The 25,573-nt window shown below is 71.4% G+C and carries 19 protein-coding genes; 11 read left to right on the top strand and 8 right to left on the bottom strand.

Annotated features, from left to right (window positions below; all coding sequences use genetic code 11):
• Positions 1-41 precede the first annotated feature (41 nt).
• The 3 genes from NE857_RS03160 to NE857_RS03150 all read left to right on the top strand — a co-directional run bounded on the left by NE857_RS03160 (position 42) and on the right by NE857_RS03150 (position 5,169).
• Positions 42-2,903 (top strand): helix-turn-helix transcriptional regulator, encoded by a 2,862-nt coding sequence (locus NE857_RS03160; RefSeq protein ID WP_301184298.1) that lies wholly within the window; start codon positions 42-44, stop codon positions 2,901-2,903.
• 509 nt (positions 2,904-3,412) lie between these two features.
• Entirely contained in the window at positions 3,413-4,654 is a 1,242-nt protein-coding gene (locus NE857_RS03155; protein ID WP_254419704.1) for an MFS transporter, read from the top strand.
• Positions 4,651-5,169, top strand: coding sequence for a winged helix-turn-helix domain-containing protein (locus NE857_RS03150; protein ID WP_254419703.1), 519 nt, complete (start codon positions 4,651-4,653; stop codon positions 5,167-5,169). Before NE857_RS03155 ends, NE857_RS03150 begins: the two co-directional genes overlap by 4 nt.
• A gap of 14 nt (positions 5,170-5,183) precedes the next feature.
• Here the strand turns inward: NE857_RS03150 and NE857_RS03145 are convergent, their stop codons facing one another.
• A complete protein-coding gene (locus tag NE857_RS03145; protein ID WP_254419702.1) occupies positions 5,184-6,509 on the bottom strand; it encodes an MFS transporter in 1,326 nt (441 codons plus the stop codon).
• A 285-nt stretch (positions 6,510-6,794) separates the two neighbouring features.
• On the opposite strand from NE857_RS03145, the gene dnaE reads away from it, so the two are divergent.
• The gene (gene dnaE / locus NE857_RS03140) at positions 6,795-9,944 is read left to right on the top strand and encodes a DNA polymerase III subunit alpha (RefSeq protein ID WP_254419701.1); all 3,150 of its coding nucleotides are present in this window, start codon (positions 6,795-6,797) and stop codon (positions 9,942-9,944) included.
• A 3-nt stretch (positions 9,945-9,947) separates the two neighbouring features.
• Here the strand turns inward: dnaE and NE857_RS03135 are convergent, their stop codons facing one another.
• Both NE857_RS03135 and NE857_RS03130 read right to left on the bottom strand, forming a co-directional pair.
• Complete coding sequence (locus NE857_RS03135) at positions 9,948-10,337, bottom strand: VOC family protein (RefSeq protein WP_254419700.1); 390 nt, start codon at positions 10,335-10,337, stop codon at positions 9,948-9,950.
• Positions 10,338-10,412: 75 nt separating this feature from the next.
• Positions 10,413-11,606, bottom strand: a complete 1,194-nt coding sequence (locus tag NE857_RS03130; protein WP_254419699.1) for an AlbA family DNA-binding domain-containing protein — start codon at positions 11,604-11,606, stop codon at positions 10,413-10,415.
• A 108-nt stretch (positions 11,607-11,714) separates the two neighbouring features.
• Here NE857_RS03130 and NE857_RS03125 point away from each other — a divergent pair, with 108 nt between their 5' ends.
• Both NE857_RS03125 and NE857_RS03120 read left to right on the top strand, forming a co-directional pair.
• On the top strand, positions 11,715-11,858 hold the full coding sequence (locus tag NE857_RS03125) for a hypothetical protein (protein WP_254419698.1): 144 nt from the start codon (positions 11,715-11,717) through the stop codon (positions 11,856-11,858).
• A 70-nt stretch (positions 11,859-11,928) separates the two neighbouring features.
• Entirely contained in the window at positions 11,929-12,885 is a 957-nt protein-coding gene (locus tag NE857_RS03120) for a D-2-hydroxyacid dehydrogenase family protein (RefSeq protein ID WP_254419697.1), read from the top strand.
• Between the two features lie 4 nt (positions 12,886-12,889).
• Here NE857_RS03120 and NE857_RS03115 read toward each other — a convergent pair whose 3' ends face one another.
• On the bottom strand, positions 12,890-13,903 hold the full coding sequence (locus tag NE857_RS03115) for a GlxA family transcriptional regulator (protein ID WP_254419696.1): 1,014 nt from the start codon (positions 13,901-13,903) through the stop codon (positions 12,890-12,892).
• 112 nt (positions 13,904-14,015) lie between these two features.
• Here NE857_RS03115 and NE857_RS03110 point away from each other — a divergent pair, with 112 nt between their 5' ends.
• Complete coding sequence (locus tag NE857_RS03110) at positions 14,016-15,338, top strand: MFS transporter (protein WP_254419695.1); 1,323 nt, start codon at positions 14,016-14,018, stop codon at positions 15,336-15,338.
• A gap of 414 nt (positions 15,339-15,752) precedes the next feature.
• Here the strand turns inward: NE857_RS03110 and NE857_RS03105 are convergent, their stop codons facing one another.
• Together NE857_RS03105 and NE857_RS03100 are read right to left on the bottom strand one after the other, a co-directional pair.
• On the bottom strand, positions 15,753-16,484 hold the full coding sequence (locus NE857_RS03105) for an AlkZ-related protein (RefSeq protein ID WP_254419694.1): 732 nt from the start codon (positions 16,482-16,484) through the stop codon (positions 15,753-15,755).
• 24 nt (positions 16,485-16,508) lie between these two features.
• A complete protein-coding gene (locus NE857_RS03100) occupies positions 16,509-17,324 on the bottom strand; it encodes a hypothetical protein (protein ID WP_254419693.1) in 816 nt (271 codons plus the stop codon).
• A gap of 237 nt (positions 17,325-17,561) precedes the next feature.
• On the opposite strand from NE857_RS03100, the gene NE857_RS03095 reads away from it, so the two are divergent.
• The 4 genes from NE857_RS03095 to NE857_RS03080 all read left to right on the top strand — a co-directional run bounded on the left by NE857_RS03095 (position 17,562) and on the right by NE857_RS03080 (position 24,168).
• Positions 17,562-18,665 (top strand): CdaR family transcriptional regulator, encoded by a 1,104-nt coding sequence (locus NE857_RS03095; protein ID WP_254419692.1) that lies wholly within the window; start codon positions 17,562-17,564, stop codon positions 18,663-18,665.
• A gap of 52 nt (positions 18,666-18,717) precedes the next feature.
• The gene (locus NE857_RS03090) at positions 18,718-19,959 is read left to right on the top strand and encodes a glycerate kinase (protein WP_254419691.1); all 1,242 of its coding nucleotides are present in this window, start codon (positions 18,718-18,720) and stop codon (positions 19,957-19,959) included.
• Positions 19,960-19,970: 11 nt separating this feature from the next.
• Positions 19,971-21,332: a GntP family permease gene (locus NE857_RS03085; RefSeq protein ID WP_254419690.1), complete on the top strand. Its 1,362-nt coding sequence runs from the start codon at positions 19,971-19,973 to the stop codon at positions 21,330-21,332.
• 181 nt (positions 21,333-21,513) lie between these two features.
• On the top strand, positions 21,514-24,168 hold the full coding sequence (locus tag NE857_RS03080) for a serine/threonine-protein kinase (protein WP_254419689.1): 2,655 nt from the start codon (positions 21,514-21,516) through the stop codon (positions 24,166-24,168).
• 54 nt (positions 24,169-24,222) lie between these two features.
• Here the strand turns inward: NE857_RS03080 and NE857_RS03075 are convergent, their stop codons facing one another.
• Together NE857_RS03075 and NE857_RS03070 are read right to left on the bottom strand one after the other, a co-directional pair.
• On the bottom strand, positions 24,223-25,206 hold the full coding sequence (locus NE857_RS03075; protein WP_254419688.1) for a permease prefix domain 1-containing protein: 984 nt from the start codon (positions 25,204-25,206) through the stop codon (positions 24,223-24,225).
• On the bottom strand, positions 25,199-25,543 hold the full coding sequence (locus NE857_RS03070) for a PadR family transcriptional regulator (protein ID WP_254419687.1): 345 nt from the start codon (positions 25,541-25,543) through the stop codon (positions 25,199-25,201). Before NE857_RS03070 ends, NE857_RS03075 begins: the two co-directional genes overlap by 8 nt.
• Positions 25,544-25,573: the final 30 nt, after the last annotated feature.

Genomic DNA, 25,573 nt, shown 5'->3' with positions numbered 1-25,573 from the left:
GTTTTCGTCGTTTGCCATCGACGCGGGGGGATACGAAAGCGGTGCTCAGGGAGCTGTTCGACCGAGGTGAGGAATCCCGGATCATCGATGAGATGTTGGACTCCGCCCTCTCTGGCCAGGGGGCTTCATCACTGGTAGAGGGCATTATCGGTACCGGAAAGACCATGCTTCTCCGGTGGGCGGAGGAACGTGCCAGGCAGCGGGGCATGCTCGTGCTTTCGGCCACCGCCTCGCCCACGGAACGCCGTTTCTCGATGGGCGTCGTTGATCAACTTTTCAGCTGTCTGGAAACTGCGGGTTCCCTTCCGGGTCCGCCCGCCAAGATCAACTTCCACCAACGCACCCCGAAAGATCCTGAATACGCGCAGTTCACCGACCTTTTTACGACCCTGAGCCGGGTCGCACAGCACAAGCCTATTCTGCTGACGGTCGATTGCGTCCAATGCGTGGACTCGGATTCCTTATCGTGGCTGGGATTCCTCATGCGCCGTATCGACAACATCCCGGTGGTGTTGTTGGCGAGCCAGCGGCGCGGTGAACCCGCGAGCGACCAGCACCTGCTGGTCGAGTTCATGAACAGCGTGCGCCCCGACCGCCACCTGCGCCTGCACGACCTGTCCCCGAGCGCCGCGTCCCACCTGATCGACTCACTGCGCGGCTGCTCCCGGGACACCTCCGACGACCTCATCGCCGACAGCGGCGGCAACCCCTACCTCCTGACACAGCAAGTGCTCACCACCCCCGCACCCGCACCCAGCTGTGCCCTGACCGACGACGACAGACCGGCCGATCCGTCCGACGACCTGACGATCCGGCTACGCGCGGTCAAGGACCGCGTGCTGTGCCTGCTGCGCCGGTTGGACGGCAACGGCCTGCGCGTCGCCCACGCCGCGAGCGTGGTGGGCGAGACGGCCGTGAACGCCGAACTCGTCGCCGAGTTGTGCTCCCTGACGGTGGCGGAGGCCGGCCAGAGTCTCGGGCAGCTGACGGAGTGCGGAATCCTCCACCCCACCACCCGCACCTTCCGGCACCCCGTCCTGGCGCGCCTGCTCTACCTCGACGTCCCGATCGCCCAGCGGGCCGCGTTCCACCGGCGGACCGCACTCCACCTGCACCAGGACGGCGCCGCCCCCGGGAGCATCACCACGCACCTGCTCCGGGCCTCCCCGCTCGAGCAACCGTGGATGGCGCCCATGCTGCTGGACGCCGCCGAAGGACTGCTGCCCCGTGGCGCGCACGCGGCCATGGAACACCTCGACACGGTGGTGCGCCACGGAGCACCCGACGATGTGGCGTCCCGCATCGCCGACCTGCGGGTGCGGGCCCTGATGGAACTGGACCTTCCCGCCTCCGCGGACGCCCAGTACTCCCTGGTCAACCTCACCGCCGACCCCCTGGAACTGGCCGACCGGTCGGCGCGGCTGGCGGACACCCTGCTCCGCCTCGACCAACCGGACCAGGCCCGGAGCGTCCTGGACCGCGCCCACGAGCGGGTCCGGGGCCACGACGCGGGCACGGCGGCTCGACTGCGCCGTCAGCTGGGCCATGTCCGTCTGTACGAGGGCTCCCACACCGGTGGCCCGGCGGGCCTGGAACGCCTGGAGGCCGTCCTCCTGCACCGCACCTCCACCGGACAGACCGCACCGGCGGTGCGCCGGATCTGCCGCGTCTTCCTCGCCCCTCCCCGTGCCCTATACGGATCACCGTCCTGGTACCACGCCCTGCTCGCACTGCTCTGGGCAGGCGGCTTCGACCAGGCACAGCAGTACATCGACGCCGAGGTGCGGCTCGCCGTCGCGGAGGGCACCGTGACCCGAGTCGCCGAGGCACACGCCGTACGGAGCCTGGTCCTTCTGCACCGGGGGGCGCTCGCCGACGCCGGGGACGAGGCTCGGCAGGCCCTCACCGCGCTGGGCCGCATCAGCGCGGACCGACACCACACCGGCGCCCTCGCCCGCAGCGTGCTGATCGACGTAGCGGTGGAACGGGACCAGCTCACTGAAGCGGGAGACCTGCTGGACGTGGAACTCCCCACCGGGCAGGCGACCGGTCGGGAGACCGAGCAGTCGGTCGGGCAGACGTCCGGGCAGGCGACCGGCTGGTGGCACCTGCACCTCGCGCACAGCACCGCCCGCGCCCTCGGCCGACTGGGCCAGGTAGAGCGGGCCCTGACCCTGGTCACCCACTGCGAGCGGGAACTGGACCGCCGCCGGATCGACAACCCGGCGATCCTGCCGTGGCGTTCCACCAAGGCGCTGCTCCACGCTGGTCTCGGCAACCTGCCCGAGGCCCGGCGACTGGCCCGACAGGAGGTCGACCGCGCCCGGCGGTGGGCCGCGCCGTTCGCGTGGGGCAGGGCACTGCTCGCCCTGGCCTCGGTGTCCGCTTCGGGCAACGTCCTCGGGCCCGCCCGTGGCGCGATGGAACTGCTCGACTCGGAGGAGGCGCCGCTGCTGTTCGCGCACGCCCTGTACGCGGCGGGAGAGGCACACCAGCGGGGCGGCACCACCGCGCGCGCCCGCGAACTCCTGCACCGGGCCAACGAGGTGGGCATCTCGCTGGGCGCCGACGCCCTGGTGGACCAGGTCCAGCGGACACTGCGCGACGCGGGCGGCCGCCCCGGCCCCCGCAAGACGTCCACCCGGTCTCTGCTGACCCCCACCGAGTGCCAGGTCGCCGAACTGGCCGCGGGGGGCATGAGCAACCGGGACATCGCACGGATGCTGCGGGTGAGCCTGCGCAACGTGGAGTCGCACCTCACCCACTGCTACCGGAAACTACGGATCGGCGGCCGCCGCGAGCTGAGCCGGTTCTTTCAAGCAGAGGACCCGGAGGAAAAGGCCCCCGGGCGAGCGGTGCCGCACGGCCTGGTCCTGGACCCCCGGCAACCGCAGTCCGTCTAGGACATCCACCGAAGCCGGGTGGCCTGCCCCATCGCCCGCCCCACCTCCCGAAACGAGCGCCACCCGACGTGTCGAGGACCAGGGGCAAACGAGCTCTCCGGTTTCCCTGCCCCTGCGGGTAGCGGGCCTCCTGTCCCGGCCGGTCGAGCGCCCCATCGGAAAGGCGGCAGCGAGGGAGGGTCGGGGGCGGCCTCCTTCCGGGTGGGCTCGGCGGAGTGGGTGGGGTGGTGCGGGTGTCGTACGGGTGCCCGAAACCCGCGCTCGGAACTGTCCGCTGTGTCCCCAACCCTCAGATCCCCGATGATCTTGCTACCAGGAGCAACTTCGGCGCCGAACTTGCTCCTGGTAGCAAGATCATCCCCGGAGAGGGGACCGAACCAGGCACCTGGCCACCGCAGCTGGGCGAGCCGACCCGGTCCGCTCAGGGTTGGGGAGCCTGTTGCCCTCGCTGCCGCTGTTCCGTCGCCCGCCTTGACCGGCCGCGACACGTCCCGGCGTTGGGCACCGGGGTGCGGGCGACCTATCTGGATGTGCTGCGGCTGCCGTACGCGCTGCGGGCCTTCGTGCCCTCGGTGGTGGGGAAGCTGTCGTTCGCGATGGTTTCGCTGGCGCTCCTGTTGTTGGTCCAGGAGGGGCCCGGGGGTTTCGCTCTTTCGGGGGCGGTCGTTGGCGGGTTCGGGCTGGGGAACGTGGTGGCCGCTCCGTTGCGGGCACGGTTGGTGGATCAGTACGGGGCCCGGCTCGTTCTGCCCTGGCTCGCGGTCGGGTACGCAGCTGGGCTGATCGGTGTGGTGTTCGCGGTCGGCGCTGATTCGGGCGGGGTCGCGATTGTGTTGGGGGTGCTGAGCGGGCTGTGCACCCCTCCGTTGGGGGCGGTGATGCGCGGGGTGTGGGCCCTGTTGGCGACGACCGACGGGCACCGGACCCGGGCGTACAGTCTCGACGCGGTCGCTGAGGAGCTGGTGTTCATCGCCGGTCCGCTGATGGTGAGCCTCGTGGCGCTACTGCCGAACGGCCCCACTGTCGCGGTGGTTGTGGCGGCGACCGCTGGTTTGGTGGGCACGGTCGGGATGGTGCTCTCTCCGGCGCCGAAGCCGGGGAAGGTGCGACGCCGGGTGTCGGCGTGGAGCGGGTGGGTCGGTCCGTTGCGGCACGCGCGTCTTTGGCCGGTGCTGTCGGTGCTCGTCGGTGTCGGTCTGGTGCTTGGCGCGGTCGAGCTGCTTTCCACCGCGCACGGGCAGGCGATGGGCCATTCCGGCCTGGCCGGGGTCCTGCTGGCGTTCTTCGCCGTGGGCAGTGCCGCGGGTGGGCTGTTCTACGGTTCGCGTACCTGGACGGCGGCGCCGATGGGGCGGATGGTCTTTCTGGGACTCGCGGCGTGCGGGGCTTTGTTCGCGGCGGCCTGGGGCGGGGAGCTGGTCGTCTTGGTGCCGCTGTTCACCGTGGTGGGGCTCTTCGTCGCTCCGTCGATGATCAGCGGGTATCTCGCCGCTGATGAGATCGCCCCGGTCGAGGAGCGCACGGAAGCGTCCGCCCTGATCAACACGGCGGTGAACGCGGGGGCGGCGCTGGCCTTCGCCGTGGGCGGCGCGCTGTTGGACAGCACGAGCATCACGGTGTCGACGGTTCTGTTGGCCGCCACCGCAGGGATTTTCGTTGCCGTCGCCGTCCTGTCTGCGGTCCGGGATCGCCGACTACAGTGGGCGGCTCGGGCCACGGTGGCGCAGGAAGATCGGGGAGAACGGACATGAGCGAGGACGACCGCGTCGACCTGAACGGACTTCGGACGGTCGCTCATCCGCTCCGGCTCCGGTTGCTCTCGTTGCTGACCGGGCGGACGATGAGCGCCGCGGAAGCGGCCCGCGAGCTCGGGGAGACGCAGGCCAACGTCAGCTATCACATCCGGCGGCTCGCCAAGGGCGGGCTCCTCGAATTCGTCGACGAGAAGCCCGTGCGCGGCGGGATCGCCAAGCGGTACACGCACCGGCCCAGCAGCGGTGAGGCGCTCGGCGGCTCCGATCAGGAGAGCTTTCTCGGCCTCATGCGGGTACTCGCCCAGCAGATGTCCGCGCGCGCGTCCGGGTACCGCGAGGGCTCGGATTTCGCCTTCACCGACGCGCACCTCACCATCCCCGCGGAGGAGTGGCCGCGGGTGCGGGAGCTCGCCCGCGAGCTCGGACGGGTGGTGCACGAGGCGGCGGAGCGGACCTCTGACGGGGGCACGGTCAGGGTCTCGCTGACGGTCGCCGCCTTCGAGAGTGAATAATCCTCCGGCGCCGGTTACTTCTCGGACGGTTCGGCCTGCTCGGACGGTTCAACCTGCTCGGACGGTTCGACCTGCTCGGCGATCTGGACGGCCTCTACCCGGTCGGCTTCGGTGACCACGCGGCGCAGGGCCGGGACGGCCAGGGCCAGGGACACCAGCACCAGGACACCCGAGGCGATGGGCACGTAGTACAGCTCCACCCGGCCGAGGAAACCCGCGGAGAGGGCGGCGATCGGGCCGAAGGCGGCGCCGGACACCTGGACGAACGACATCACCCGGCCGAGCTGGCGGCCCGGGACGATCAGCTGGATGGCACCGAGCATCACGATGTTGGACGCGGTGATCACGAACCCCAGGAGCACCCAGGCGACCACGGCCGCGTAGGCGTTGGGGGCCAGGCCGAAGCCGATGAAGCACAGACCGGTGACGGTGAAGAACACCACCTCCAGCCGGAACCGGCCGAGCCGGGCGACCAGGAAGCCGACGGTGGTGGCCCCCAGGAGGGCACCGACGGCGGAGGACCCGAGGAACACCCCGTACAGGGCGGCCGGGACACCGAAGTGGTTCTGGGCGAGCAGCACCATGACGGCGCTCAGGGCGGTGAAGGCGGCGTTGAGCGCCAGGTTGAAGAGCAGGATCGCGCCGAGGGAGCTGCCACGGAAGACGAACCTGAACCCTTCGCGCAGGTCGGCCAGGGGCGAGGGGCGTTTGGCGGCGGGGTCCTGGCCGGAGTCGTCGTGGCCGGGGGCGCGGCGGACCGCCAGGGGGAGGCCGAGCAGCACCAGGGCGCCCAAGGCGTAGGCACCGGCGTTGACGGCGATGGGGAGGAACGCGAAGACCACGAACAGGAACCCGGCGAGCGGCCCGCCGGCGAAGTCCTGGGTGACGGTCCGGCCGCCCTCGACGCGCCCGTTCGCGCGGTCGATCGTGCCGGCCGGAGCGAGAGCCGGCATGAGGGCCCGACCGGCCAGATCGTAGAACACCTCGCAGGTCATGACGGTGAACATGACCGCGTACAGCACCCAGATGGTGGCGTTGCCGGTGGCGATGAACCCGGCCAGGGCGACCAGCGCGACGGCGCGGACCAGGTTGGTACCGATCATCAGGCGGACGCGGTCCACCCGGTCCACGATCACCCCGGCGGCCAGGCCGAACAGCAGGAACGGCAGGAAACGGGCGGCGATGAGCCCGGAGACCAGGAGGGGGTCGTTGGTGAGGAAGGCCGCGACCAGGGGCAGGGCGATCACCATCATGCCGTCGCCGAGGTTGCTGGCCAGGCTGCCGAGCCAGAACCGGTTGAAGTCGCGGCCGAGGCCGGGTCTGCGGGTGGCCTTCTGCAAGGGGGATGACTCTTTCCGAGAGAGCTGCGTGGGCTGTGCGGGCCGTGCGGTCTGGTTCATAGTGCCGGTTCCCCGGCCCTGTCCCGTGAAGGGATCATCACGTCTTGGCCACTGTTGCCGCACCGCCACAGGCCTTCCTGGCACCGGCCGAGCGCGCCCGTACCGGCCCGGACCTGGGGTTCTCGTGTGCCCGGAGTGATCATTGTGGGTTACAGTTGTCGAACACACGTTCGATGAGCAGCGTCTTCCCCTTCGGCTGCGTTCGCAGGCGGAGAGGGGGGACCGGTGTTCGCGCATCTGCGCGTCGCCTCGGCGTTCTCGTTCCGGCACGGGACCGCCCCGCCCGCCGCGTTGGTCGAGCGGGCCGCCTTCGACGACCAGCCGATGGCGGCCCTGACCGACCGGGACGGTCTCTTCGGGGTCGCCGAGCACGTCAGGGCCTGCGCCGCGACCGGGGTGCGGCCCGTGGTGGGGGTCGACCTCGCCCTCGCCTCGCCCGGGGGCGGACGCATCGTGCTGTTGGCCCGCGGCGCTCGGGGCTGGGCGAACCTGTGCCGTCTGGTCACCCGGGTGCACCATGCGGCCGCGCCCGTGGCGGTCACCTTCGAGCAGCTGGCCGAACACCGCGAAGGCCTGGTCGCACTGCTCGGCTCCGACTCCGACGTGGGCCGCGCGCTGGCCCAGGACCGGCCGTCGCACGCCCGTGAACTGCTGCGTTCCTGGCGGGAGCTGGGCGTGGAGACCGCCCTGGCCCCGCACGACCACGGCGCCTCCGGGCAGCGGCGCACCGCCCGGGACATGGTCCGCCTGGCCGAGGACGAACACCTCCTGGTGGTCCTCACCAACGCCGTGCGCTACCCGAACCCCGACCGGGCCGGGGTGGCGCGTGCCCTGGACCGGATCCGGCAGCACGCCCCCGGCGGTTACCGGCCCGACCCGCGCACCGACCGGGCCCACCTGGCCTCCGGCGAGGAGATGTTCCGGGCCGCGGTCGGCGTGTGCGCCGGGGACCGGACCCGGGCCCGGCGGCTGATCGCGCACACGTTGGCGCTGGCCGCCTCCTGCGCGCTGGACCCCGGGGCCGATCTGGGCTGGGGCCGCCTCCACCTGCCCGAACGCGCTCAGGCCCGGGCCGAACTACGGAACCGCGTCTTTGAAGGCGCCGCCCGGCTGGGCCTGGCAGGCGACCGGCGCGCGGACGAACGCGCACGGCAGGAACTGGAGACCATCGCCAGGCTGGGCCTGGACAGCTACTTCCTCACCGTCGCCGACGCCGCCCGGGCCATCCGGGACAAGCAGATCCGCTGCTCCGCCCGGGGTTCGGCGGTGGGCAGCCTCACCGTGCACCTGCTGGGGATCTCCGCGACCAACCCCCTGGACCACGGTCTGCTGTTCGAGCGCTTCTGCACCCCGAGCCGCCCCGGCCTGCCCGACATCGACCTGGACGTGGAGTCGGCGAGGAGGTTGGAGGCCTACGACGCGGTCATCGCCTCCCACCCCGGGGCGAGCGCGGCGGTGGCCATGACGGAGACCTACCGGGCCCGCAGCGCCCTGCGGGACGCCGGGACCGCGCTGTCGATGCCCGCGGCCGAGGTCGACCGCATCGCCTCGGTCTTCCCCCGGGTGCGCGCCTCCCGGATCAGCGAGACCGCCCGCGAACTCCCCGAGCTGCGCGGCCTGGACGGTCTGGACAGCGAGCAGGTACGCAGGCTCTTCGCGCTCGCCGAGAGCCTGTCCGGCCTGCCCCGGCACGTGGCGATGCACCCCTGCGGGCTGGTGCTGTCCGACCGCTCCCTGGGCGAGAGGGTGCCCACACAGCCCTCCGGTGCCGGGTACCCGATGGTCCAGGCGGACAAGGAGGACGTGGAGCACCTCGGGCTGCTCAAACTCGACGTCCTGGGGGTGCGGATGCAGTCGGCCCTCGCCCACAGCCTGGACGAGATCGACCGCACCACCGGGCAGCGGCCGGACCTGGAGGCCCTGCCGGACGGCGACCCGGCCACCGCCCACATGGTCGGGGCGTCCAACACCCTGGGCTGTTTCCAGATCGAGAGCCCGGGCCAGCGCGAACTGGTCTCCCGGCTGCGCCCGCGCGGGATCGCGGACCTGATCGCCGACATCTCCCTGTTCCGGCCCGGCCCCATGGGCACCGACATGGTCGCCGCCTACCTCGGGGCCCGCGACGGCGGCTGCCCGCCCCCGCTCCCCCACCCCGCACTGGCTCCGGTCCTGGCCGAGACCGGCGGCGCGCTGCTCTTCCACGAACAGCTCCTGCACGCCGTCGACACCATGACCGGGTGCGGGCTGGATCGGGCCGAGGCGATGCGGCGCGCGCTCGCCACCGACCAGGGGCGCCGCGAGGTGGAGGAGGAGGTGCGCACCCGGATGGTCGAACGCGGACACGACGACCGCACCGTCGAGGACACCTGGCGGTTGGTGGCGGCGTTCGGCGACTTCGGCTTCTGCAAGGCGCACGCGGCCGCCTTCGCCCTGCCCACCTACCAGAGCGCGTGGCTCAAGCGGCACTTCCCGGCGGCGTTCTTCGCGGGCCTGATGACCCACGACCCCGGCATGTACCCGCGCCGGGTGCTCCTCAACGACGCCCGCCGCATGGGGGTGCACGTGCTCGGCCTGGACCTGCACGCCTCCCAGCGGCACTGGAGTGTGGAGCGGACCGGGGAGCGGCGGTGGGGGCTGCGTCCGGCCCTGGCCGACCTGGCCGCCCTCACCGGGACCGAACTCGGCCGTCTGCTGGCCCGTCGCCCCTTCGTCGACCTGCGGGACCTCATCACCCGGGGCGGCCTGTCCAGGGAGGCGTTGGACAACCTGATTCTGGCCGGTGGCCTGGACGCCCTGACCGGGGCCGACGGATCGCCCGACGCCCCGGACCGACGCGACGTCCTCGTGCACGCCCACTCCCTGGCCCGCGCCCACCACAGGCCCGCGGGCAGTCCTGGCGACACCCCCGGGCAGCTCTCACTGAACGACACCCCCACCACCGTGCCCGCGGGACGCTCCGCGCCGATGACCCACACCGAACGCGTCGCCGAGGAACTCCGCACCCTGGGCTACGAGCTCTCCGGGCACCGGCTGGACCCCTACACGGCGCGCCTGGCCGAGCTGGCCTCCACCAGGAACCTGGTCCAGGCCCGAGACCTGCACCGGCTGCCCGACGGCGCCCGGGTGCTGGTGGCGGGGGTCCGGGTCTGCACCCAGACCCCGCCCACCCGCTCGGGCCGACGCGTCATCTTCACCAGCGTCGAGGACCGCAGCGGCGTCATCGAGGTAGCCCTGTTCTCCGACACCCAGCGGCACTCCGCCGGGGCGGTGTTCACGTCACGGCTGCTGGCCGTGCACGGCCGGATCCGCCGTGCCGCCCCGGGCGCCCTGCCCACCATCACCGCCACCCGGGTCCAGCCCTTGGAGGAGCTCTGAAGGTCAGGGGCGGCGGTCGGCCAGGACGCAGAACTCGTTGCCCTCCGGGTCCACGAGTACGACCCAGCTCTCGGTGCCCTGACCGACATCGGCGTACCGGGCGCCCAGTTCGAGCAGGCGGTGGACCTCCTCGTCCTGCTCGCGGTCGGCGGGGCTGACGTCGAGGTGCAGCCGGTTCTTGACGGTCTTGGCCTCGGGCACGCGCGCGAACGTCAGGACCGGCGGCACCGGGCCGGGCCGGTCCCCGCCAAGGGCCCGGGGCGGACCGATCGTGACGGTTCCGTCGGCCTCGTCCACGTCGTGCACCTCGTATTCGAGGACCGAGCACCAGAACCGGGCGAGGGCGGTCGGATCGGCGCAGTCGACGCCGAGTTCGGTGAGCTTGCTGGCCATCTTCGGTACCTCCAGGGACGGATCGCCGGTCGCTCCGAGCTTGCCACCTCACCGCGCGGACACCCTGCGCCGAGCTCATTCCGGGTCGGTCAGCAGCTCCGAGTGGGCCGAGGCGTTGCCCAGGGAGCGGAGCAGCTCACCGACGAGGCGGTCCGTGGCGCTGCCGGGTTTCTCCAGTTCCAGTTGGGGCACCCGGGTGACCTGTTCGTAGCGTTCGGCGTCGTACTCCACGCCCGGGGACAGGTACCGGTCGTCGGCCCAGGCGGACACCCCGTGCAGGTTGGTGACGGCCACGCCCACGTCCCAGCTGCCGCCGTACCCGGCCTCCTTGGAGAGGCTGCCGAGCAGGTCGAGGAAGGCGCGGACCCGGAAGGCCAGGGCGCCGTCGAAGATCAGGTGCTGGCCGTACCGGCGGTCGGCCGACCGGCCGCAGTACAGGAACACCTCGCCGCGCTCGCGGACGATGAAGCGCAGGTCGTTCTGTTCCCTGGCCTGCGCGGAGGTCTGGCTGGCGATGCCCACACCGCCCGCGGTGCGGAACCCGGACCACAGGTCCCCGAACTCCGGGGCGACCAGGGCGGTCTCGCCGCCGCGCTCGCGGGTGCGCGCGGAGATCCCGTCGCGGACGAGGTCGAACAGCAGGGGCCGGGCGTCCTCGGCCGCCGTCCAGGCCTTGAACATGCCGGGGATGCGGCGCGAGGGCAGCGCGACCACGTGCAGGTGGGCCAGTTCGCCCTCGGGGAAGGGGTCCTTCTGCACCTGTTCGCGCAGCGCGGTGCGCACCACGTCCAGGGAGGTGTCCCTGGCCCGGATGAGCCGTTCCACCTCGGCGTCGGGCAGGCGCCGCTTCTCCCGGTCGCCGCGCCCGTAGTACGCGCCGCCCGCCATGTGCGGGGCCAGCGGGGAGGCGGGCACCTCGATGAGCAGGTAGCCGTGGCCCGGCAGGGCGCTCTCCAGCCAGTCCACCGAGACCTGGAGCGGCGGGTCGCAGGAGGAGGCGGCGATCCGGGCCGGGGTCTCCAGGATCTGGTCGACCCACTCGACCGGGGCCAGTTCGAACCTGCCCTCGGTCTTGATCTCCCGGACCCCGACCACGATCAACCCGCCGTCGATCGCGAACGACGCCATGTCCTTGGCCTGGTCCTTGGAGCTGCGGAGCTGCTGTTTGGCCTCGCGTTTGGGCGTCTCGGTGAACGCGCCCTCGTTCAGTGCCGCTTCGAGTTCGGCTTCGCTGGAGGGCCGCCACGTCGGGGGGAGGACTCGATCCATGTCGGCATCATGCCCACTCTCACCGCCAACCCCGCACGACTGGCCGAATCAGGGTCGGCTTGTCCCGAATCGCAACCTTGACCTCCCCGAACCCCCGAACTCGTCGCTGTGGCGCGGGTCCGGGAGGGTGCGGCGCAGACCCGGGGCGGCACGGGCGCCGACAGGACCTCGGTGGCCGCCATCGCCCCCGGCCACGCCGCACGCGTACGCTCCTACGAACTGAGTACCCATGAGTGGAACCGCCGCGGCTGAACCGCGGCTGACCACGACGGGCGCGGTCGATGGCCGACAGAGCCGAATGACGGAGTGACGGAGTGACGCGATGACGATCAGAGTGGTGATCCTCGACGACTACCAGGGTGTCTCGGCATCACTGGCCCCCTGGGAGAACTCCGCGCTCGACCTGGAACTGAGGGTGTACCGCGAGCCGGTGCGCGACGAGGACCAGCTCGTGGAGTGGCTCGGCGGCTGCGACGCGGTGGTGCTGATGCGTGAGCGCACCCCGCTGCCGCGCCGGGTCGTGGAGCGGCTGCCGGGGCTGCGTCTGGTGGTCACGACCGGGATGAAGAACAGCGCGATCGAACCCGGGCTGGGGGTGACCGTGTGCGGGACGGAGTCCTCCTCGGCGCCCCCGGCCGAGCTCACCTGGGCGCTGATCACCGCGCTGCGCCGGAACCTGCTCACCGAGGACCGGGCCGTGCGCGAGGGACGGTGGCAGAGCACGCTCGGCGGGGACCTGGAGGGGGCGGCCCTCGGGCTGGTCGGCCTGGGGAAGATCGGCGCGCGCGTCGCGGCGGTCGGTCAGGCCTTCGGTATGCGGGTGCTGGCCTGGAGCCGGAACCTCGATCCCGCCCGGGCCGCGGACCTCGGTGTGGAAGCGGTGTCCAAGGACGAGCTGTTGGCCGGTTCGGACATCGTGTCGCTGCACCTGCGACTGAGCGATCGCTCCCGGCACGTCATCGGCACGGCCGAGCTGGCGAAGATGAAGCCCGGGGCGCTCCTGGTCAACACCGCGCGCTCGGGCCTGGTGGACACCGAGGCGCTGCTCAAGGCCCTGCGCGAAGGAGGGCTGGGCGGCGCGGGCCTGGACGTCTTCGACACTGAGCCCCTGCCTGCGGGCGACCCCCTGCTCAGCGCCCCCAACACGGTGCTCGCTCCGCATCTGGGGTACGTGACCCGGGAAAACTACCGCACCTACTTCACCCAGGCCCTGGAGGACGTGGAGGGCTTCTTCGCCGGAGCCCCGGTTCGGGTCGTCGAGGAGGCAACCCGCGCCTAGGCGGTCAGGACTCCGCGGACTCAGCGTTCGCCGTCCCCCGGAAGGTACGGCGGTAGGCGCTGGGCGACACCCCGAGCTCGGCCTGCATGTGCTGCCGAAGCGACGTTCCCGTGCCGAACCCGGCCCGGTCGGCGATGCGGTCCACCGGCAGGTCCGAGCCCTCCAGGAGCTGGCGGGCCAGGTCGAGTTTGCGCTGGGTGAGCCACTGGCCCGGGGACATGCCCGTCTCCTCGCGGAAGCGGCGGGTGAACGTGCGCACGCTCATCGCCTCCCGTTCGGCCATCTCGGCCAGACCCGGCTGGAGGTGCAGGTTCTCCTGGGCCCAGGCCCTGGTGCGGGCGGTCGCGGACCTTTCCGGGGCGGGCACGGGCAGCTTGATGTACTGGGCCTGGCCGCCGTCGCGGTGCGGCGGGACCACGGTGTTGCGGGCGACCTCGTTGGCGACGGCGGTGCCGTGGTCGGTGCGGATCATGTGCAGGCACAGGTCGATGCCGGAGGCGACCCCGGCGGAGGTGAGCACCCGGCCGTTGTCGGTGTAGAGCACGTCCGGGTCGAGGTCGATGTGCGGGTACATCGCGCGGAAGTACCCGGCGGACATCCAGTGCGTGGTCACCCGGCAGCCGTCCAGGAGTCCGACGGCGGCGAGCACGAACGCGCCCGAGCAGATGGAGGCGATCCTGGTGTGCTCGCCGACCCGGGTGAGGGCGGCGGCCAGTGCGGGGTCGATGGGGTCGTGCGGGCGTTCGCCGTAGTCCTCTTCGGCGGCGGGCAGGATCACCGTGTCCGCCTCGGCGAGGGCTTCGGGGCCGTGCCGGACGTTGAGGGTGAGGTCGGAGTCGGAGTCGGTGCCGATCACGCCCGGTTCCAGGGCGCAGGTGGCCACTTCGTAGAGCGGTCGGCCGTCGGCCCCGCGGACCCGGCCGAAGAGGCGGTGGACGATGCCCGCCTCGATGGGCAGTACGCCGTGCCGCACGAACACGGCCACGCGGTGGCGGTCGGATCGGGTGAAGACGTTCATGCCGCCACCCTCAATACTTCCAAGCTCATGCCTTCACTCTATGGCCTGATTCTTTCGGTTGTTGGCTTTCCGGCCACTGTTTCTGGCGTGCCCGGAAGACGAGCCTGGGGGCATGTCTTCCAGAACCGCTCCCCGCAGTGCTTCCACGGCCTCCGGGGCCTCCGAACGTCAGCGCCGGTCGGCACGCGTCCAGCGCGCCTGGGTGGTCGCGCTGGCCGCGGGCCTGGCCATCGTGGCCGCGGCGGCCTTCACCGCGATGCCGGGGCTGCTCGTGGAGCCGCTGCACACCGAGTACCGGTGGTCGCGCGCCTCGATCGGGCTGGCCGCCTCGGTCAACATGATCGTCTACGGACTGGTCGCGCCGTTCGCGGCGGCGCTGATGGACCGGTTCGGCATCCGCCGGATCGCCCTGGCCGCGCTGGCGGTGATCGTGCTCGGCTCCGGGCTGACGACCGTGATGACCGCGCCCTGGCAGCTGACGCTCTACTGGGGGCTGCTGATCGGCGCGGGCACCGGTTCGCTGGCGATGACCTTCGCCGCGACCGTCGCCCACCACTGGTTCCTGGAGCGGCGCGGCCTGGTCGTCGGCGCGCTGACCGGGGCGAGCGCCTTCGGGCAGCTGGTCTTCCTGCCCGCCCTGGCGTGGGTGGTGGACCAGCAGGGATGGCGACCGGTCCTGGTGACGCTGGCCCTGACCGCCACCGCGACGGCGGTGCTCGTCACCCTGCTGCTGCGCGACCACCCCGCCGACCTCGGACTTCGACCCTACGGCGCGAAGACGGACGTGCCCCGGCCGGAGGCGGAGCGGGGCGCGGCCCGGCGGACGGTCGGGGTTCTGTTCGCGTCCGTGCGCAGCCGACGGTTCTGGGTGATCGGCGGGACCTTCGCGGTCTGCGGGGCGACCACCAACGGCCTCATGTGGACCCACTTCGTGCCCGCCGCGCAGGACCAGGGCATGGCCGTGACCGCGGCCGCCGCACTGGTGTCGGTGATCGGGGTGTTCTCACTGGTCGGAACGGTGCTCTCCGGCTGGCTGACCGACCGTTTCGACCCGCGCCGCCTGCTGGTCGCCTACTACGCGGGCCGGGGGCTGCTGCTGGCCGCGCTGCCCGCTCTGCTGGGCCCGGACGCCGGAACCGCGCTGGTGGCCTTCGTGGTGGTCTTCGGCCTGCTGGACGTGGCGACCGTTCCGCCGACCATCCTGCTGTGCCGCCGGGTCTTCGGCGCGGACGGGGCCATCGTCTTCGGGTGGATCAACGCCCTGCACCAGGTGGGCGCGGGGACCATGGCGGTGCTGGGCGGATTCACCCGCGACCTGACCGGCGGCTACGGCCCGGTGTGGCTGATCGCGGCGGCGCTGTGCGCGGTGGGCGCCCTGCTGGCCCTCCAGATCTCCCGTACCGACGGAAGTGAGGAGGAGTCATCCCATGGCTGAGCGCGACTCCGCACCCAACGCCGACTCCGGACCCCGTCACCCCTCCCGTCCCTCCCTCCCCTTCTCCCTGGCCCTGCTGCTCCTGGCCGCCGCCGTCGCCTACGTGGGACTGGCCGGACTCGACCAGAGCCTGAGGGCCGCGCGCGGCGAGGGCGCTCCGGGAGTGTTCACCGCCACCGGCCTCAGCTGCGTCCAGCACCCCGGGCACGAGTCGTGCACCTGCAACGGAGCCTTCCGCCCCGACACCGGGGGGACGGACCGCAACGTCTACCTGCACGCCGCCGGACACGACACCTGCCGGGAGGGCGAGCCGGTCCCGGCCGTCGACGCGGGCGCCGCCAACCGGGTCTACGGCCCGGACGGCTCCCGCGAGTGGCTGCTCTCCCTCGTCCTCCTCGCGGGCACGGCGGCCGTCTACGCGGGGGTGGCCCTGGTGTGGGCTCGGTGGGCCCGGTCCCGGTCCCAGCGGAAGGCGCGCTGGAGTTCGCGCGGGGCCGCCTCGACCATGGTGTCCAGGAAGCGGGCGGCGGCGGAGGCGTCCCTCGCCTCCCGGTCGCCCTCCTCCGGCACGTCGAAGGCGCGGGAGGTCAGCTCCACCACCGAGGCGGGCCAGCCGGGGCCGGAGTCGTCACAGCCGTAACCGGTGATCAGCAGTTCGCGGCCGAGCTCGGTGACGTAGCGGTCGGATTCCTTGCTGCCCACCCCGAGCGCTGCCCGCAGCGCCCGCGTGGTCATCGGCCCCTGGAGCAGCAGTGTCCGGGCCAGGTCGCGGGCGCCCGGGCTCAGGTGCCCGCACCGGGTGAAGTCGTCCGGCTCGCCCGGGTAGGCGTACAGGTCGGCGAGCAGGTCGGGGCTGATCATCGTCTGCCGGGTCCCGAGGAACCTACCGCGCCAGGCCTGGCCCCGGGCCGGAAGCTCGTCCTTCCATCCCCACATCGCCTCGAAGTCAGCTCCCATTCCGGTGGAGAGCACCTCGGCCTCGTCGTCGCGGGAGACCTCCCGCAGGCAGGGGTAGGTGGGCCGGTCCCCGCCGAACAGCACGGCGAACCCGACGTCGTGCACGAACTCCCGCGCCTCGTCGATGGTGCGGATGACCGGCCGCTCGCACCACCAGCGCTTCAGCCGCGCTTCGAGAAGATCGTCCATGTCAGCTCCCGGGGTTGCTGCGGTCTACTTTTCGGCCGTCGCATCGAGGGGGCGATCCTTGTCGGCGGGCTCGGTCTGGTCAGCCGACCTGGTCTGGTCATCGATCGCGGTGAGGAGCCGTTCCGACATCGACCACCGGTTTGTGGAGGGCCCGAAGGTGCTCGCCCGGTGACGCAGTACCAACTGCCTGAGTGTCTCGCGCTCGTTCGAGGTGAGCGTGGGAACCATCTCGGTCAGGACATCCATACTGTGGGCCTGTTCGAAGGCGTTCGCGGCGGTGTCGAAGACTTCGCTCAGCGCGCCGAGGTCCCTGAGGTCGGGACGTTCCTGCATGGCGGCGAGGCCGACCACCCGGGTCTCGGTGTCCGCCGACCGCAGCCACTCGCGCACTTCCTCAGCGGTGAGCGGGCGCCGCGACGTCGCCCGCCGCGCCCGCTGCATGAAGTCCTCCATCTTGCGGGCCCGCTCCGCACCGGGCTCCATCAGCCTGCGCGTCCACCGGTACTCCTCCGCCAGCGTTGCCAGCAGCTCCTGGGACTTCACGCGTTCCTTGGAGGCCGTCACCAGGTCTCCTCTGAGCTCTGCGGCATCGGCTCTGCGCTGGTGCTCCTCCGCCCGGAGCAGCAGTTTGGTGCCGCCGACCTCCACCCCCTGGATCCGGTGCTCGAAGAACGGGAAGAGCAGGAGCACCGCGCCGACGATGATGAGTGCCACCGTCCCCAGCCCGTTGTCACTGACGAACACCGCGACGGCCCCAGCGCCGAATCCGATGCTTCCCAGGGCGGACGCGCCCCAGCGCATCCAGCGGGAATGGCGCGGCGGCAGCGGCTCTGCGGGCATGAGGCACCTGGTCTCTCCTGGTCGGGGGACGATTCCACGTGCGAAGGATCCGCGTGGGTCCGATCCTTCGGGTGTCCTCGCGAAACCCTTGGGGAACAGGGCTTCGCGCGTCATCGTAGCGAGAGCCCGCCGGGCGGCCGGAAACCTGCCCCGCCGACGGCGCCCCACCTCCACGGCCTCAGCCAACACCCTCGTGCCGAACAGGGGTTCGGGTGATGCGTCAATATCCTGGCAGGCATGACCGAAGACCGTCGGCGGGCGCCGCTGAGCAGTGAACTCGCACAGCGGGTGGTCGACCTCATCGCACCGACCATCAGCCACAACATCAACGTGATGGACGAGCACGGCACGATCATCGCGTGCATGGAACCCGGCCGGGTGGGCAGTCTGCACCACGGAGCCCAGCGGGTCATCGCCGAGCGCCGCAGCGTGCTGGTGAACGTGCCCGAACCCGGGACGTCCGACCGGCCCGGTGCCAACGAACCCCTGATGATCGACGGCGAGCTGCGCGGGGTCGTCGGGGTCACCGGCAACCCCCGGGAGGTCGAGGACCTGGCCCGGGTGGTCGCGCTCACCGTTCAACTGCTCATCGCCCAGGAGCACGAGCAGGACGCGGCGAGCAGGCGGCACACAGAGGCCCGCGACCTGGTGGCGGCGCTGAGCTCGGGGACGACCCGCCCGGACGACGCCCGGGCCCGGCTGGCCGCAACCGGGCTCCAGCCGCCGTGGTCACTGGCCCTGTGGGCGGCGGGCGACCCGAGACCCGGCGGCGGGGTCGCCCCGCCCCCGACGGCGGAGAGCGCCGCCGCCAGGGTGAACGGCGACGGCGCACGGCGGGCGGCCGTCCTGCACGGCGCGCTGTGGATCGTCGGGCACGGCCGGGCGCCCGCGGCGGACTCCCCGGGCCTGCCCGCGGACAGCCGCCACACGCGCACCCCCGCCACCGACGACGTGGACGCGCTGATGGCCTACGCCGAGGAGTCCCGGGCGCTGTGCCGGTACGCGGGGCTGATCCCCCGGATCGGGCGCGCCGAGCCGTGGTCGCGCGAGATCGCCGTGTCCGTGGCCCACCTGCCCCGCCGCACCCTCACCCGGATGACCGCCCGGACCGCGTCGCTCAGCGAGGCGCAGCGCCGGACCGTGTCCGCGATGGCCTCGGCCGGTTCGATGCGCGAGGCGGCCGACGCCGTGTTCGTGCACCGCAACACCCTGCTCCAGCGCGTGGACCGCATCCGGAACGCCACCGGGCTGGACATCCGGCGGCCGGATCACCTGACCACGGTGCACATGTGTCTGTACGCGGAAGCCGCACTGGGCATTTCGCACATACCTCCAGAGTAAAAGCGCAGGAAGTCTGGGCTCTACACCGTCGAAACGCACCGAACCGGGTTCTATGATCTGGCTCATGTCCACCGAGTTGCACGCACATGACGAGACCGTTGACGCCACCCCAGCCGTCCGTGTCGTGGTGATCCCCGACTCGTTCAAGGGGAGCGCCTCCGCCGTGGAGGCCGCCAGGGCCATGGCCGACGGCGCCCGCGAGGCGTACACCGACCAGGGCATCCCCGTGTCCGTCGACACCCTGCCCTTCGCCGACGGCGGTGAGGGCACCCTGGACGCCCTCCTCGGTGCCTGGGGCACCGAACCGCTCACGGTGGACACCACCGACGCCCTCGGCCGCCCGACCCGGGCCCGCTTCGGGATCTCCCCCGACGGCACCACCGGGGTCATCGAGGCCGCCGAGGCCAACGGGCTGCCCGGCGTCGCCGACGTCCCCCTCCAGGCCCGTACCGCCAGCAGCCGGGGCGTCGGAGCCCTGGTCACCGCGCTCCTCGACCGGGGTGTGGCGGAGATCCTGCTGTGCATCGGCGGTTCGGCCTCCACCGACGGCGGTACCGGCATGCTGAGCGCGCTCGGCGCCCGCTTCCTCGCCTCGGACGGCACCGAACTCCCCGACGGCGGCGGCCGCCTCGGCGACCTGGCCTCCCTCGACCTGGACCGGCTGGACCCGCGCGCCCGCACCGTGCGCTGGCGGGTGGCGTGTGACGTCACCAACCCGCTGGTCGGCCCCGAGGGCGCCGCCGCCGTCTTCGGCCCGCAGAAGGGCGCCGACCCCGAGGACGTGCGCGTCCTCGACGCCGGGCTCGACCGGCTGGCCGACGTCCTGGAGCAGACCACCGGCAACGATCTTCGGGACGTGCCCGGCATGGGTGCGGCAGGCGGTATGCCCGTCACCCTCACTGCCCTGCTCGGCGCCGAGGTCCTGCCCGGTTCACAGATGGTCGCCGAGGTCCTGGGCGCGGAGGAGCTGCTCGCCCGCGCCGACCTCGTCCTCACCGGCGAGGGCAGCTTCGACAGCCAGTCCCTGGGCGGCAAGGTCGTCGACGCGGTCCGCCGCCTCACCCCCAAGAACGTGCCCGTCGTGGTGATCGCCGGCAGCGTGTCGGTCGGCCCCGACGAGCTCCGCCGCTCCGGGATCACCGCGGCGTTCTCCATCGCCCGGGGCCCCCGGACCCTGGACCAGATGCGGGACGAGGCCGTCCCCGCCATCACCTGGGCAGCGTTCAACTGCTGTCGTCTGCTCGCACACCACCCCGGACAACCGGAACCCGACCCGGATCCGGTCACCCCTTAAGGACCACTCCCGTGCTTGACCTCGTCATTCTCCTCCTCCTGGTGACGGGCATCGTGCTCGTCACCGCGAGGTGGAAAGTCAGCCCGTTCCTGGCGCTGATGGGCGCCGCCGTCCTCGGCGCGTTCCTCTACCGGCTCCCGCTGGCGGAGATCGTCCCGACCGTGACCACGGCGTTCGGCAACACGCTGGGCAACATCGGCCTGGTCATCCTCTTCGGCACGATGATCGGCGTGATCCTGGAGCGCTCCGGCGCAGCGATCGCGATGGCCGAGGGTCTGATCAGGATTCTCGGCACCCGGTTCCCGAACCTGACGATGTCGCTCATCGGCTACATCGTCTCCATCCCGGTGTTCTGCGACTCCGGGTACGTCATCCTGAACTCGCTGCGCAAGGCGATCACCCTGCGCACCGGGGTGTCCGCCCTGGCCACCTCCATCGCGCTGATGACCGGCCTGTACGCCACGCACACCCTGGTCCCACCGACCCCGGGTCCGCTGGCGGCCGCCGAGAACATCGGCATCACCGACAACCTCGGCATGATCATCGCCATCGGTCTGCCGGTCTCCGCCGTGGCCGCGCTCGCCGGTCTGGCCTACGCGAGCTTCTTCTCCCGCAAGGAGTTCACCCCGATCCCGGCCGAGGACGCCGCGGACATCAGCGAGCAGTCCTACGACGAGCTGCGCGAGAGCTACGGCAAGCTGCCGAACGGTTTCCTCGCCTTCTTCCCGATCCTGCTCCCGCTGGTCCTGATCTGCGTCGGCTCCGTCGTGAAGCTGCCCGCGCAGCCGATCGGCGACGGCGCCCTGTTCGACGTCGTGTCCTTCCTGGGCACCCCGGTCATCGCGCTCGTCCTCGGTCTGCTCTCCGCCGTCATGCTGCTGCGCGGCCACGGCAAACTCGCCCGGTTCAACGAGCAGATCAACGACTCCGTGCGTATCGCAGCGCCGATCCTGCTCATCACCGGTGCCGGTGCCGCCTTCGGCGGTGTGCTCGCCGCCTCCCCGCTGACCGAGTTCCTTTCGGACAACCTCAGCGGCCTGGGCATCGGCCTGGCCGTGCCGTTCCTGATCGCGGCGGCGCTCAAGACCGCCCAGGGTTCGTCGACGGTGGCGATCGTGAGCAGCTCGGCGATGATCGCGCCCATGCTCGGCTCGCTGGGCCTGGGTTCGCCGGAAGGCATGGTCCTCAGTGTGCTGGCGATCGGTGCCGGCGCGATGGTGGTCTCGCACGCCAACGACTCCTACTTCTGGGTCGTCTCGCAGCTGAGCCGAATCCCGGTCGCGACCGCTTACCGGACCCTCACGGTGGCCACCCTCATCGAGGGTGTGGCTGCTTTCGCGGCGATCTGGGTGGCGAGTCTGTTCCTGTTGTGAGCCGGCTGTCGCAGGTCGGCGCACAGGGCTGATCGAGTGCAGGCGGTCAGGCCACGGGGTCCGGGCGGAGTTCTCCGTCCGGACCTCTTTCGTATGCGCTGTTCACGGGCGAACCAAACGCCCCACAACCGCATCACTACAGTGGATCCGGCCCCCAGTCTCCCCATGAAAGCGGACCGTAGTGCAGCCTCTCGGCCCGAACGACCCCCAGAGTGTTGGCCCCTACCGTCTCACCCATGTCCTCGGCAGCGGCGGCATGGGCCGCGTCTTCCTGGGGCAGACCCGGTCCGGGCGCCGGGTCGCCGTCAAGGTCGTCCACTCCGAGCACCTGCGGAACACCGAGTTCCGCAAGCGCCTCGTCCGTGAGGTGCGGTCGGCCCGCAGTGTCGGCGGTTTCCACACCGCCCAGGTGGTGGACGCCGACACCGAGACCGAACAGCCCTGGATCGTCAGCGCCTACATCCCCGGCCCCTCACTGTTCACGGTGGTCAACGAACACGGACCGCTCCCCGAAGCCTCGCTCCGGGTGCTGGCCGCCGGTCTGGCCGAGGGCCTGCTCGCCATCCACAGGACCGGTTTGGCCCACCGGGACCTGAAACCGGCCAACATCCTGGTGGACTCGGAAGGGCCGCGGATCATCGACTTCGGGGTCGCCCTGCCCGCCGAGGACACCCACATCACCCGCACCGGGACGATCGTGGGCACCCCCGCCTACATGTCCCCGGAACAGGCCTCCGACGACCCGAACCTGTCCGGCCCGGCCTCCGACGTCTTCACCTACGGAACCGTGCTGCACTACGCGGCCACCGGGGACAACCCGTTCCAGACCCCGACAGTCATGGGCAGTCTGGCCCGCCTGCTCACCACCGATCCGGAGGTCTCTCCCGAGCTCCCTTCCGATCTGGCGGAGATCATCGTGCGGTGCTGGCAGCGCGACCCGGACCAGCGGCCGGACCTGGCCGAGGTCCTCGAAGCCCTCGACGGGGTCGACCCGGACACCGCCTGGCCACCGCACACGGACCGGACTCCGGAAGCCAGTCCCGACGAACAGAACACCGTCGTCGGAGTTCCGCGAACCCTGGTGGCCACGAAACAGCTGGCAGGAGCCGGTCCGGACTCGACCGCGCACGCCGAATCCCTACGGCGGCGCGCCAAGGAGTTCAGAGAGCTCAAACTGCACGAGGAGGCCCGCGCCGCCACCGCCGAGGCGGTCGCCCTCTACCGTGACCTGGCCGAGCAGGACCCGGACACCCGCCGGGTGGACCTCGCCGACAGCCTCCAGGAACTGGCCCTAGACCTGGACGACCTCGAACGGTCGGAAGAAGCCCTGGCCGTGGGCTCCGAGGCACTGGACCTCTACCGCGCCCTGGCCGAGCAGGCCCCCGGGGCCCATCGAGCGGGCCTCGCTCTCGCTGTCCACCGAATGGGCCTTTACCTGTCCCGCCTGGACAGGGAAGAGGAGGCCCTGCCCTTCGACGAAGAGGCCGTCGCCCTTCGCCGTGTCCTCGCGGAACAGGACCCGGTCGCCCACGGGCACATCCTCGCCAGTTCACTGCGGAACCTGGCGCTGGATCTCCATGGCCGGGGGCGCAGTGAGGAAGCCCTGCGTCCGAGCACCGAAGCGGTCTCCCTCCAGCGGGACGCCGTGGAGCGGAACCCCGAACACGACAGGGACCTCCTCGCCGCAGCCCTGAACACTCAGGCCTGGATCCTGCGCGGGCTGAACCGTCAGGCCGACGCCCTGCGTGCCGTGACCGAGCAAGTCGCTCTCACGCGCGTACTGGTACGCACGGACCCCGACGCGCACACAGAGAGCCTCGCGGACGCTCTCCATATGCAAGGGCTCTGCCTATCCGACCTGGACCGGGACGGGGAAGCCCTGAGGCCCTTCGGGGAGGCAGTACGGCTCCTTCGCTCCCTGGAAGCGAAGGATCCGGGCCACCATACCTACGACCTCATGGACTCTCTCGATGACCAGAGCCTCGCCCTTGACCACCTGGGGCGCACGGAAGAGGCCTGTACCCTCAACTCCGAAGCCATCGCCCTCGTCCGAAAACTCATGGATGGAGGTCAAGAGGACTGGGACGACGACCTCTCCCGCGTCCTACTCAGGCAAGGGCGCTACCTGAGCAAACTCAACCGGGATGAGGAGGCCCTGCCCTTCACCGAGGAAGCCCTCGCCCTGGAGCGCGCGCTGTTCGAAAAGGACCCGGCCGCGAACGTTCAGGGGCTCTGCATCGCGCTGTCCAACCGGGCGAATACTCTGCGTACGCTCGGCCGACACGACGAAGGTCTCCTCAGCCGCACCGAAGCCATCACACTGCTGCGCCCCCTAGCCGAGCAGGACCCCGAGTCCCACCTGGAGCAGCTGAGCAGGTGCCTGGTCAACCACGGGGACCACCTGTTGCAACTGGAGCGCGAGGAGGAGGCCCTCCCCCTCCTCACCGAAGCCGTGTCCGGGTACCGTCGGCTGGTCGTCGGCGACCCTCAGGCCCACCGCCCGCGTCTGGCCGACGCCCTCTCTAGCCAGGCCCTCGCGCTGTACTGGCTGGACCGCGACGCCGAGGCCGTCCCCCTCATCACGGAGGCCGTGCGGATCATGCGCCCGCTGGGCACGGAACAGCCGCTCGAACACGGTTTGTTTCTCGCCTTCACCCTACGAACCCAGGCTGAGGTACTGGCCGAGGTTGATCGGCAGCAGGAGGCGGTGACCGCAGTGGACGAGGCCGTCCGGGTCTGCGAGGGCCTGGTGAACCAGCAGGAAAGCGAAGCGCACACCGAAGCTCTCGAAGAAGCGCGGGAGGTCCAGGCCGACATCGCCGGTACACAGGACTGACCGCCACGGGAGGATTTCCCGGGACGGCCGGTCAGGCGCCGTTCAGCTGCGAAATCAGGCCCGGAGGGCGGCCTGGCGGGTCTTGTGGAGGCAGGAGGCGATGTCCCAGAGGGCGATCGCGACCACCGCGACCGCGATCGGGAAAGTCGCCACCGACCAGTCGGCGGGGACCCCGAAGACCGCGCCGACGCGTTCCGGGAGGTCGGCGACGATCAGCTGGCCCTGGAGCAGCAGCCACACGGCCACGGTGGCCCAGGTGGCTCCGGCGAGGACGTTGCCCACCGCCAGTGCCGGGGTCCACCGGCCGGTCCACCAGACGCCGACGGCCACGGCGGCCTCGACCGCGATCAGGCCCACCAGCAGCACCGCCCAGGGCAGGGCGAGGTCCGGGTTGAGCACCTGAACCTGCGAAGACGGGTCGGAGACCCCGGTGAACTGCCAGGTCAGGAGAAAGATCACCAGTCCCAGCAGAGCCACCTGGAACAGCGTCTCCCCCAGCCCGACCTGGCGCCACGGGGTCTCCTCCGGGAGCTGCTTGGTGTCCCAGGCGACCAGCGGCTCCTCACGCTTGTCCGCGGGGCGGGACCGCTCCACCACCGCGTAGGCGAGGGTCACCCAGAAGCAGACGTGCACCGCGGTCACGAACAGGGCGCCCGCCGCGGCCAGCGCGGTGTCCCCGAAACCGTCCGCGCCGGACAGCAGCCTCTCGACCAGGGCCAGCGTGAGCCCGAGCGGCAGCAGGATCCCCAGCAGCGTCCTCAGCAGACGGACGTAGCCCGGGTACAACCCCGGCCCGATCAGGTACCGGGGACGGCCCCCGTACCCACGGGCCAGCGCGTCGGGGTCGCCCAGCTCGGTGAGCGCTTCCACCTCGGCCTTGGCCGGGTCGGTACCGGCCTCGACCTTGGCCTCGATCGTGTCCAGGATGGACCCGCGCAGTTCACGGGCCACGTCCGGACCGGCCTCCGAGTCGAGGTGGCGGGTGACGCTCCAGACGTAGCGGTCGGTCAGCGTGGATTCGGTCTTGCCTTCACTCATCGGGTTCCCCTTGTCCGAGAGCCCGGATCGCGCCGTCCAGCACGTGCCACTCCCGCGTCAGTTGTTCCAGCAGTACTTCACCGTCCGGGCTGACCTGGTAGAACTTGCGCGGCCGCGCCTCCTCGGTGTTCCACTCACTGGTGAGCAGACCCTGTTTCTCCAGCCGCCGCAGCAGCGGGTAGAGCGTGTTTCCGTCCACCGAGAACCCGGCCTTGTCCAGGGTCTCCAGCAGGGCGTAGCCGTAGTGCGGCCGCCCCAGCGTGGCGAGGCAGGCCAGTACCACCGTGCCGCGCCGCAGTTCCTGAAGGTGTCCGGCCAGGAGCTCGTCTTGCTTCATGCTTCACACGATAGTGTGCGTTACACACCA

The organism is Nocardiopsis exhalans, assembly GCF_024134545.1.
Lineage (GTDB): Bacteria > Actinomycetota > Actinomycetes > Streptosporangiales > Streptosporangiaceae > Nocardiopsis > Nocardiopsis exhalans.
This window is presented reverse-complemented; position numbering and strand designations above follow the sequence as displayed.